Raw genomic sequence first — 9,837 nt, forward strand, 5'->3', positions numbered from 1 at the left:
CCCGCGCACCTTGTCGGTATTTAGCAAAAAGATAAAATTTAGAAAATTTAAATTTAAAAAGGGATATCATAAAGCGAATTAAAAAGCAAGGAAATAAGCTGATTTTATAAAAAGTACTGATAAATGGAAAATTTTAATAAACAGCAAACAAGAGATTACGACAAAAATCCAATAATTCTTAAAAACTACGAATATCTATATCAAAAGCTATTAATGGTTTTCTCTCTTTTTATAGGCGGCGTATTTGCCATAATTGTAAATTTTGATTGGAAAGCCAGCGGCACAGTGGATTATAGCGTCAAGGACAGTATATACATGATTTTGTTTCTATCGTTTTTATCGCTATTTATTATATTGCCGGAGCTTATAGATTATAGAAAAGAGAGGCCGACGATACGGCTTAAAAACAACCAAATAGAATTTTACGAAAAAGATAAAATCGCGCATGTCGAGCAATGTGAAAATTTACGGCACAATATGGATTGGTCCTTTTTTATAGGAAATTTTAAAGGGAAAAGAGAATGGCTATATCTATTTATGGCGGCACTACTATGCTTAGTTTTTATGACGATTGATCTTGTAGTTGCTCGTTGGCTTTTGAGCTTTGTTTTGTTTCAGTTTGCGGGCAATATATTAGTAAAATTTATCTTTTGTCTTGTTTTGGGAAAAAGTGGCGATAGGAGATTTTCGCTTTTCCCTGCATTGAGAGTTGGCGAACCGCATTATGGACATATCGGCTTATTTGCTTGCTCCAGATATTATTTAATACCGATATTTAGAAATTCTATATATTTTGAATTGAAAGAGTATTTCTTAGCTAGACACAATATAAATATCAACGATGTAGATAAAATTTATTTCTAGCTATAAGTGACACAAAATTTTATCAAAATGTATGATGCAGAATTTTTAATGCAACAAATTCCATCCCGCGATACGACGGAATGGAATTTGAAAGCAGTTCGTAGTGAGTAAATCTAAAACAGAATTTTAAAATTTAAATCCCAAAGCCTTAGCCGTTATATCCTAAGCGGCGCATATTTGCGCACGCGTCCTTGTAGCCGTAATAGCACGAGATGCGGTATAGATCAATGGCGTTGAATTTATTCTGCTCCACGCCCTCACCTTTTTCAAACATCGCTGCGAGCTTCTGGCAAGCAGGAAAGTTTTGGGAGAGTGTGCACGCGGCATTGTAGGCGTTGGCGGCGGAAGCATAGTCTCGCTTGGAATACATAGAATCCGCAAAATTTAGACACATCGCGCCATTGCCGTTTTTGCATGCATCGCTTTGCACGACGCCGCCTTGTAGGTTCATCGCACGGATACCGTCTTGAACGTCGGCGAAGGAATATTTGCCGCTCTTTGGCGCATCGACTGCGCTTTTCGGTGCGTTGCTAACGCAGCCTGCCAAAAATACCCCGGCGGCGATCAAAGCTAGAATTTTTTTCATATTTTGCTCCTTAATTTTTTGAAATTTGGCGACCCAAAATGTAATAGGTCTCTTTGCCCGCGACTTTTTGCAGCTTGAGCTTAAATTTTTCCGACCAAGCGCTGATGATCTGCTCCACAGCAGTCTTGCGCTCCTCATTTGTAGCATCGTTTTTGATCTTAAAATACGGGTTTGAATTCGACATCGCCACGTGCGCACCGTAAATTTTAAGCTTATCGTTCAGCCCCACGATGCGATCAAGCTCGTTATCCTCAAAATCGCACTTCGATAAAATTCCTCGCAGCTGTGCGACCGTCGCGTCGTTTACGCTATATCCTAGCGCTAGCAAAATTCCATCTTCACTCATTCTCATCCTTTCGAAAAAAATTTATCTGTTCGCTTGTGAAATCAAAACGCCTTCGATTATGCTTTTTATATCGCCGTCTAAAATCGCATCGGTTTGGCTATACGCCTCGCCGCTGCGGTTATCCTTAACCTGTTGATACGGGAAAAGTACGTAGGAGCGGATCTGGTGCCCCCAGCCAATCTCGCTTTTAGGCGTGTTCTCGTCCTTTTCGCGCTGTTTCATCAGCTCAAGCTCGTAAAGGCGCGACTTTAGCACCTTCATCGCCGTTTCTTTGTTTTTGTGTTGGCTTCTGTCGTTTTGGCAGTTTACTACGATGCCCGTCGGGATGTGCGTGATGCGCACGGCACTTTCGGTTTTATTGATATGCTGCCCGCCTGCGCCGCTTGCGCGAAACACATCGATGCGGATATCCTTCTCTTCGATATTTATCTCGATATCATCATTTAGCTCGGGGCTTACCATCACGCTTGAAAAGCTCGTGTGTCTGCGCCCTGCACTATCGAATGGGCTTACGCGCACCAGGCGATGGATACCGTTTTCGGCTTTCAGATATCCGTAGGCGTTCTCGCCGCGCACGATGAAGCTAACGTCCTTAAGACCCGCTTCCTCGCCCTCTTGAAAGTCTAAAACCTCGATCTTAAAGCCCTCTCGCTCGCAAAAGCGCAGATACATGCGATATAGCATACTCGCCCAGTCGTTGCTCTCCGTACCGCCCGCGCCCGGATGAATGCTGACGATAGCGTTTTTATCGTCGTTTTCGCCGCTAAGCATCATAGAAATTTCTAAATTTATGATCTTGTCCTCTAGCTCGTCCGCCTCAGCAAAAAGCGAGTTTATCGTCTCCTCATCGTTTTCCGAGTTTGCCAGCTCATATAAGCCCTTCGCGTCGTCTACGGCGTTTTTAGCGTTTAGAAATTTATTTAAGATATTTGAAATTTTAGTTTTTTCCTTGCCGATAGCGCCTGCTTTTGCGACGTCCTGCCAGAGATTTTGATCGTTTTCAAGCTCCTCGATCTCTTTTAGGCGCGCTTTAATGTTCTCCGGTTTTACGACGCCAGCGATATTTTCGACTTTAGTATTTAGGGTTTTTAAAAGTTCCGTGTATTCGTAATTATCCAAAATTTAAGACCTTTTTATGCTTTTGGCGTGATTATAACATATTTTGGATTAAGGTTGTTTATAAAATTTTATTTAAGGCGGGTATTATGAAGCATTTATCTATTAGGGATATCAAAACCTGCTTGATATTGCCATGATTAATCAGTTTAAGCTCCATCGAGAGATCGGGCAAAGGGTCGTTTAGTAGCAGCTTTAGCTTTGCTTCTTCTAGCTTCAACTTTTTGCAATCGGTTTTTCTGTCTTCAAGCATAGACACCACTAGTCTTAGCTTCTCTTTTGTCATTTCGCTTTGCACGAAAGCACCTTATACACGATGATAGAGCATAAAAAAGCTGCGATAGAGCAAGCAAAATACGCCCAAATTTCTCCGATAGTTTTTTCAAGAAGCGCGTGCAGCCCTAGCAAAAAGAAAACTAAGCCTATAATGCAAATTATGCCCGTAATTATATTTAGTAAAACCGAGTTGGCGCTCTTTAAAAAAGAGCGCCTAATATCGCTAGCTTGAGCGTCTACGAGCTCTACTACCGAAACTATAAATTCAGATATGCCGGCCATTATTTTTTCAGCAACCAAGCGAGCAAAAATCCGACGCCCGCAGCGATAGCGACGCTTTTTATCGGGTCTTGTTTTATCGTGTCATTCACACTTTCTATGCCGTCTTTGCCTTTGAGCCTTAGATCGTCTATATATTTTTTAATCTCATTGTTATTTAGCTGATCTAGAATTTTATCTTTAGCAGACTCCGCACGCTCTGCGCCTATATTTTTGATGGACTTCATAATCTCTTTAAAATCCGCTTTTAAAGAGTCGATATCCTTTTTCAAAGAATCTAAATTTGTCTCTTGAGTAGCCATTTTCGCTCCTTTTGAAGTTTATTTTAGAGCTAAAGCTCGTGATAAATTTTAGTACTCATTGATTAACGCTCGCTAAATAGACCGCCCTTTCGCGCTTAATTTATACCTTTAATATTTTTTTGATATAATTGTCAGCCTTAATATTTTATATTGAAAAGAGAGAATAATGCAGATCATTAGAAGCGTAGAAGAGCTAAAAAGCTTCAGAGCGGTGGCAAGCGGCAGCGTGGGCTTCGTGCCTACGATGGGGGCTTTGCACGCGGGGCATGCGAGTCTCATAAAAAGAGCGCGGAACGAAAACGACATCGTAATCGTCTCCGCATTCCTCAATCCGGCGCAGTTTTTGCCCGGCGAGGATCTAAACAGCTACCCAAAAAACGAAGCGGGCGATATTAAAATTTGCGAAAGCCTCGATGTGAACGCGCTTTTTATCCCGACCGCGGATGAAATTTACGGCACAGAGGAGCCAGCGATCATAGCACCTAAGCCGATAAGTGAAATTTTAGAAGGCAAAACGCGCCCTGGGCACTTCGACGGCGTACTTAAAGTGCTAAATAAGCTTTTTAATCTAACTCGTCCTAGCAACGTTTATATGGGCAAAAAGGACACCCAGCAGCTTTTCATCGTGCAGAAGATGGTAAAGAGCTTTTTTATGCCTATAAATATCATCCCTTGTGAGATCGTGCGCGAAAGCGATGGACTCGCGCTTAGCTCGCGCAATGCCTATTTGGACGAGGAGGGAAAGCTTATGGCGCTTAAACTTTCACGATCCTTGCTAAATGCCAGCTCGCTTATTAAAAAAGGCGAGATAAGCCTAAATATCATCCGCGAAAAGATGCTTAGCGTGCTTGAACCGCTGGCGGTCGATTACATAGCATTCGTGGATTATAAATTTAATGAAATTTCGCAGATCAAGCAAGGCGATACGATAATACTGCTTGCCGCAAAGGTCGGCACAACCCGCCTGATCGATAATATCTGGCTGTAAAATGGCAAAACTCCATCTCGTCTCGCTGGGCTGCAATAAGAATTTAGTTGACTCCGAGATCATGCTCGGGCGTCTGCAAAACTATGAGCTCACGGATGAGCCTGCTAGTGCGGACGTGATGATCGTAAATACCTGCGGCTTCATAGCAAGCGCCAAGCAGGAGAGTATCCGCACGATTTTGAAGCTTAGCGAGCAGAAAAAAGACGGCGCGCTGCTGGTCGTCACGGGCTGTCTGATGCAGCGCTACAAGGACGAGCTCATGCGCGAGCTGCCCGAGGTCGATATTTTCAGCGGCGTCGGCGACTACGACAAGATCGACGAAATGATCTTAAAAAAGCAGAATTTATTCAGCCCACAAACCTATCTGCAAAGTCCCGCGCTTACCTCTTCACGCGTGATAACGGGCTCAAACTACCATGCTTACGTTAAAATTTCGGAGGGCTGTAATCAAAAATGCTCTTTCTGCGCCATTCCGAGCTTCAAAGGTCGCCTAAAAAGCCGCAGCATCGACGACATCGAAGCAGAGGTGCGCGGCTTGGTGGCGCGCGGATTTTACGATTTCAGCTTTATCGCGCAGGATTCTAGCAGCTATGGTCGCGATCTAAGACGCGGCAACAAGAGCGGATCAAATTTTAAAGGCTCCGAAGGCGAGTTAAATTTTGCAAGCTTTCGCGACGGGCAGAATTCCGACGGCTCAAGCGGCGGCGCGGCAGATAAAATTTCCGCTCAAAGTAGGCTCTCCTGCGGTAAGGGCTCTAGCGAGGAGAACGCGAGCGATGAAATAGCTGATGAGTGGGGCACCGATCTAGTCGCGCTGATAAAACGCATCGAAAAAATAAAGGGCGTCAAGGTCGCGCGCGTGCTGTATCTCTACCCCACCAGCACCGACGAGCGGCTCATCCGCGCGATCGTGGACTCACCCGTTTTCGCAAACTACTTCGACATGCCGATTCAGCACATAAACGATAAAATGCTAAGCCTGATGAAGCGCGGCGCGGGCGCGGCGCGGATCAAAGAGCTTTTAAGCTTAATGCGAAGTGCGCCGGGCGCATTTTTACGAACGGGCGTCATCGTCGGACACCCAGGCGAAACAGACGTAGAATTTAACGAGCTTTGCGACTTTTTGCAGGAGTTTAAATTTGATAGAATTTCAGCTTTTGCCTACAGCAAGGAGGAGGATACGGTGAGCTTTGCGATGCCGCAGATCCCCGCACGGACAATTAGTCGCCGTCTGAATAAAATCGAAAAAATCACGCGCGAAGCGATAGATAGCAGCATGCACGCGCTCGTAGGCAAAAAGATGCCCCTAATAATCGAAGGTGCCAGCAGCGAGGGCGAGTTTTTTTACGGCGCCAAGCCTCTTTCATGGGACAAGGACATCGACGGCGAAATTTTAATCAATGAAAGCTACGTGCAAAATCTAAAAGTAGGCGGTCTATACGAGTGCGAAATCACGGAATTTGCGGGCGATAGGCTGCTTGCGCGAGTGCTAAAAAGCTCGCAAGGACGATGAAAAACTCGCCCGAAATTCCAAGCAAAATTCTAGCCTTGCTGCGGGCTGGCAAAAATCTGCTTGCTTTTTCGCACGGCGTCGATAGCACGGCGCTTTTTTATCTTTTAGATGAGGCGGGCGTGAAATTTGACCTTGTGATCGTGGATTATAACGTTCGCGCGCAGAGCAAGGACGAAGTCGATTCGGCGCAGCAGCTCGCAGCCAAATTTAACAAACAAATCTACGTAAAAAGCGTGCGTCTGGGCGCGTCAAATTTCGAGCACGAAGCTCGCGCGACCAGATATGATTTTTTTTCCGAGATTTGCCGCGAGCAGGGATATGAAAATTTGATCTTAGCGCATCAGTTTGACGACAAATTCGAGTGGTTTTTGATGCAGCTTGGGCGCGGCGCAGGGCTTAGCGAGCTGCTAGGCATGCAGGAGCTTGAGCCCCGCGAGGACTACATGATCGCTCGTCCGCTTTTAGGCGTGCGAAAGTGCGAGCTGGAGCGGTTTTTAAAGGGGCGAAATCTAAAATACTTCACCGACGAGACGAATTTAACGAACCGGTTTAAACGTGGATTTGTTCGCGCGAAATTTAGCGAGCCGTTTTTAAACGAGTACTTTAGCGGCGTAAAAAAGAGCTTTGAGTTTTTGGCGACCGATGCGTTAAATTTAGCTCCCGAAATTTCTAATCCCGCGCCTAAAATTTATCTCATAAAACGCGGCCGGGGCGAGATTCGCGGCGTAGATCTTGCCTGCAAGAGGCTAGGACTCGTGCTAAGCGCCGCACAGCGAAACGAATGCGCGCGCTGCCTAGAAAAAGGCTCAGACTGCGTTCTTGGCGGCAAGGTAGCCGTGGGCGTGGACGAAAAATTTATCCTCGCGACGCCTTATGTCAAAGCCGCGATGGACAAAAAATTTAAAGAAGCGTGCAGGCAGCTCGCCGTCCCGCCGATAAACCGCGGATTTTTATTTGCTGAGGGCGCGGATCTTGCGCTATTTGAGGAGCTTTTATGAGCATTTATTTTACCTCCGATCTACACTTCGGCCACGAGCTGGTGCTTAAAAAATATCCCAATTTTAGAAAAGGCGCAAACGTAGCCGAGATGGATGAAAATCTCATAGCCGCTTGGAATGCGCTTGTTACACCCGAGGATCTCGTCTATAATCTCGGCGATGTGTCCTTTCACAAGGATTTTGCGCACACTTGCGAGTTACTTCGCAGACTAAACGGGCGACATTTTTTGGTGCTCGGCAACCACGATGGGCGCATCGCTGCGATGAAAAACGAGCTGCTAAGCGGACGCAAGGCGGACGGCAATTTTATGTTTGAACAGATCGTGGGCTACGCCTTTGTGCGCCTATCGCATAAGAGAGCGGCTCTGTCTCACTACCCGATGATCGAGTGGGCAAACTGTCATTATGGCGCACTGATGCTCTACGGTCACCTGCACGCAGATATGGCTGAAGTTTCGGGCAGGGCGCTAAACGTAGGTTTTGATCTGCACGGCAAAATTTTAAGCGAGGATGAGGTGTGGTCGTATCTGAAAGATATCCCGCCTAAGGCCCATCACGCAAGTGAGCTAGAGGGCATTAGCGAGAACGACGATGTGGAGCAAAGGCGGGCTTTGATAGAAAATTTTTTACGCAAAATTAATCGGGATTCGTGAAAAAGACAAAATTTACGGCGCAAGACGGGCCCTTTGCAGTAAATAAGTTTAAATTTAAAAGCAAGTCGTTTAAATACGGATGATTTTATCTAGTCAAAATTCCATTATGTAACGCGAGATAAATTTAACAAAACGTAACCGCAAACAGACAATCAAATCGTATCAAGCAAGCGCAATACTGCAAAGATAAAATTTTAAAATTCTGCCTCGGTGCGGAGCGAAAAATTTGATCTAGCGGGCTTCCAGCATTGCGATTTTGTTGATGTAATCGGCGAAATTTAGATTTATCAAATTTGTTTTGATGAAGATGCGCGTAAAAATCACATAACCGATCTCGTTGCTAAGCGTGCCGTCTGAGTAGATGAAAACATTAGTAAGAAACTCGCTATTTTCGGATTTATAGAAGGTCTCGATCTGAAAATTTAAAAGCTCATAAAATAGCTCGTCAGTATCGCTCATCGCCGCCCGCATCTCCTCATCGATGCGCATTATGTCGGCGTAGAGCACGCGCTCTTGGTTGGCGACGACGAAACATGCGCGGTTATTAAATTTCAGCGCGAACATCGCCATATTTTCAAAATCGCTTTGATTTTTTAGCAAGAAGTATAAAATTTTAAATAAACTAGCGTGCGAGTTAAATTCTATTCCAAAAGTCTCATCCGCCGCCTGTGCACTTGCGCGAGGAAATTCTACGATGAAGCTATCATCGACTTTTTGATAAATGCTATTTTCTTTAATCATATAATCCTCGTTAAAATACACTCTTTGATTTTCGTCGTCAATCAGTACGCAGGAGATTAAATTTTTATCACTCAGATCCGCAAAGCCCGCCAGCGAGGTAGCCAGATCGTTTTCTTGCGCGATGGGAAAGCGATCGGATTTCTCATCCAAAATTCTTTTGCCAAAACCCAATTTTCTATAAAAAAACTCGCATGCGTCGGCACTTTTAGCGACGCCGAGGAATGATTTTGCTTTAAATAGTGCCATTTTTTCTCCTAAAATTGCAATTATATCGAAACACTATTATTTCAAACTAAAATTTAATGTCCTGCTCAGCGCTCGCAAAAAGCAGTTTCCCGATCGCCTCTTTACCCGCATCAAGGCTAAGCCCTGTTAAATTTAACGGCGCGCTGAGGCTATAATTTATGCGCGAAAACGGCTTTGGCAACACCATCTCGTCCCAGCTACGAAATTTCCAAAAGCTGCTCGCTTCGTAATTTAGCGCGTAAAGGTCTAAGTTTAGCCGCTGCGCAAGGATCACGGCACCGTCGGCGACTCTGTGAAGCGGACCCCGCGGACCGTCGGGAGTGATGATGACGTCGGTGCCGTTTTTTATCTCTTTGATCGCGCCCATAAGCGCGCGTGCGCCGCCCTTGAAACTACTGCCGCGGATCGCGCCGATGCCAAAATGCGAGATCACGCGCGTAATTATCTCGCCGTCTTTGTGATCTGAGATGATGACCTTGGCGCGCCTCTTGCTGCCGAAATCCCGCAGCCACCAGCGCCTATACGCAAAGCTCATCATCGCCAGTCTTCCATGCCAAAACACAACGACGCAGGGCTTTTCGGGCAACTTCGTGGGAGTAAATTTAACCCTGCACGTTAAAAAAATACACCAAATCAGAATAAAAATGAGATATTCAGAGGCGCGGAAAAACAACCGCTTTTTAAGCGATAACTTTTCCATAAAGCGCCATTCTGGCGGTCTTTTCGATACGTACTCTGCGCGTTGTGCCTAAAAGCTCCTCGCCGCCTTGCGCGCAGATTAAAAAATTTGAAAAGCTTCTACCGCACGCAGTGCCACCCTCTCGCAGCTCCTCAAAATACACGTCGAAAATTTTATCTTTTTGCGCTCCTGCGATCTCGTCTAAAATTTTAGCGTGAGCGCTTTGCAGTCTGCTTAGCCTTTCGCTTGA

The 9,837-nt window shown here is 45.2% G+C and carries 12 protein-coding genes and 1 pseudogene; 5 read left to right on the forward strand and 8 right to left on the reverse strand.

Features of this window, described 5'->3' with window-relative positions; translation table 11 throughout:
* Positions 1–123 precede the first annotated feature (123 nt).
* Entirely contained in the window at positions 124–864 is a 741-nt protein-coding gene (locus Q0274_RS01320) for a hypothetical protein (RefSeq protein WP_298026960.1), read from the forward strand.
* Between the two features lie 148 nt (positions 865–1,012).
* On the opposite strand, the gene Q0274_RS01325 is transcribed toward Q0274_RS01320, so the two are convergent.
* From Q0274_RS01325 to Q0274_RS01345, 5 genes are all read right to left on the reverse strand, one after another.
* Positions 1,013–1,450, reverse strand: coding sequence for a hypothetical protein (locus tag Q0274_RS01325; protein WP_297881919.1), 438 nt, complete (start codon positions 1,448–1,450; stop codon positions 1,013–1,015).
* A gap of 10 nt (positions 1,451–1,460) precedes the next feature.
* Positions 1,461–1,796, reverse strand: a complete 336-nt coding sequence (locus tag Q0274_RS01330; protein ID WP_297948706.1) for a type II secretion system protein — start codon at positions 1,794–1,796, stop codon at positions 1,461–1,463.
* 21 nt (positions 1,797–1,817) lie between these two features.
* Positions 1,818–2,915, reverse strand: a complete 1,098-nt coding sequence (prfB, locus tag Q0274_RS01335; RefSeq protein WP_298026962.1) for a peptide chain release factor 2 — start codon at positions 2,913–2,915, stop codon at positions 1,818–1,820.
* A gap of 58 nt (positions 2,916–2,973) precedes the next feature.
* A complete protein-coding gene (locus Q0274_RS01340; protein ID WP_298026964.1) occupies positions 2,974–3,210 on the reverse strand; it encodes a hypothetical protein in 237 nt (78 codons plus the stop codon).
* A 259-nt stretch (positions 3,211–3,469) separates the two neighbouring features.
* The gene (locus Q0274_RS01345; RefSeq protein ID WP_298026967.1) at positions 3,470–3,769 is read right to left on the reverse strand and encodes a DUF883 domain-containing protein; all 300 of its coding nucleotides are present in this window, start codon (positions 3,767–3,769) and stop codon (positions 3,470–3,472) included.
* Between the two features lie 166 nt (positions 3,770–3,935).
* On the opposite strand from Q0274_RS01345, the gene panC reads away from it, so the two are divergent.
* Genes panC through Q0274_RS01365 form a run of 4 tightly spaced genes read left to right on the forward strand, consistent with a single transcriptional unit; the run spans position 3,936 to position 7,921 of the window.
* Positions 3,936–4,757 (forward strand): pantoate--beta-alanine ligase, encoded by an 822-nt coding sequence (gene panC, locus Q0274_RS01350; protein WP_298026968.1) that lies wholly within the window; start codon positions 3,936–3,938, stop codon positions 4,755–4,757.
* A 1-nt stretch (position 4,758) separates the two neighbouring features.
* A complete protein-coding gene (locus Q0274_RS01355; protein WP_298026971.1) occupies positions 4,759–6,270 on the forward strand; it encodes a MiaB/RimO family radical SAM methylthiotransferase in 1,512 nt (503 codons plus the stop codon).
* Positions 6,267–7,268, forward strand: coding sequence for a tRNA lysidine(34) synthetase TilS (gene tilS, locus Q0274_RS01360; RefSeq protein ID WP_298026973.1), 1,002 nt, complete (start codon positions 6,267–6,269; stop codon positions 7,266–7,268). The genes Q0274_RS01355 and tilS overlap by 4 nt, the downstream gene beginning before the upstream one ends.
* A complete protein-coding gene (locus Q0274_RS01365; protein ID WP_298026975.1) occupies positions 7,265–7,921 on the forward strand; it encodes a metallophosphoesterase in 657 nt (218 codons plus the stop codon). Before tilS ends, Q0274_RS01365 begins: the two co-directional genes overlap by 4 nt.
* A 231-nt stretch (positions 7,922–8,152) precedes the next feature.
* On the opposite strand, the gene Q0274_RS01370 is transcribed toward Q0274_RS01365, so the two are convergent.
* The 3 genes and pseudogenes from Q0274_RS01370 to Q0274_RS01380 all read right to left on the reverse strand — a co-directional run.
* Positions 8,153–8,908 carry a hypothetical protein gene (locus Q0274_RS01370; RefSeq protein ID WP_298026977.1) on the reverse strand — a complete coding sequence of 252 codons (756 nt, stop codon included), beginning with the start codon at positions 8,906–8,908 and terminating at the stop codon, positions 8,153–8,155.
* 46 nt (positions 8,909–8,954) lie between these two features.
* Positions 8,955–9,608, reverse strand: coding sequence for a lysophospholipid acyltransferase family protein (locus Q0274_RS01375; RefSeq protein WP_298026979.1), 654 nt, complete (start codon positions 9,606–9,608; stop codon positions 8,955–8,957).
* Positions 9,589–9,837: pseudogene (locus Q0274_RS01380) on the reverse strand (tRNA (N6-isopentenyl adenosine(37)-C2)-methylthiotransferase MiaB); the annotation flags it as partial. The gene Q0274_RS01375 and the pseudogene Q0274_RS01380, both read right to left, overlap by 20 nt.

Source organism: uncultured Campylobacter sp., from assembly GCF_937973075.1.
Classification (GTDB): Bacteria; Campylobacterota; Campylobacteria; order Campylobacterales; family Campylobacteraceae; genus Campylobacter_B.

Coding starts and splice junctions, on each gene's coding strand:
- Q0274_RS01320 (WP_298026960.1), top strand. CDS start 124: ATGGAAAATTTTAATAAACAGCAAACAAGAGATTACGACAAAAATCCA.
- Q0274_RS01325 (WP_297881919.1), bottom strand. CDS start 1,450: ATGAAAAAAATTCTAGCTTTGATCGCCGCCGGGGTATTTTTGGCAGGC.
- Q0274_RS01330 (WP_297948706.1), bottom strand. CDS start 1,796: ATGAGTGAAGATGGAATTTTGCTAGCGCTAGGATATAGCGTAAACGAC.
- Q0274_RS01345 (WP_298026967.1), bottom strand. CDS start 3,769: ATGGCTACTCAAGAGACAAATTTAGATTCTTTGAAAAAGGATATCGAC.
- panC (WP_298026968.1), top strand. CDS start 3,936: ATGCAGATCATTAGAAGCGTAGAAGAGCTAAAAAGCTTCAGAGCGGTG.
- Q0274_RS01355 (WP_298026971.1), top strand. CDS start 4,759: ATGGCAAAACTCCATCTCGTCTCGCTGGGCTGCAATAAGAATTTAGTT.
- tilS (WP_298026973.1), top strand. CDS start 6,267: ATGAAAAACTCGCCCGAAATTCCAAGCAAAATTCTAGCCTTGCTGCGG.
- Q0274_RS01365 (WP_298026975.1), top strand. CDS start 7,265: ATGAGCATTTATTTTACCTCCGATCTACACTTCGGCCACGAGCTGGTG.
- Q0274_RS01370 (WP_298026977.1), bottom strand. CDS start 8,908: ATGGCACTATTTAAAGCAAAATCATTCCTCGGCGTCGCTAAAAGTGCC.
- Q0274_RS01375 (WP_298026979.1), bottom strand. CDS start 9,608: ATGGAAAAGTTATCGCTTAAAAAGCGGTTGTTTTTCCGCGCCTCTGAA.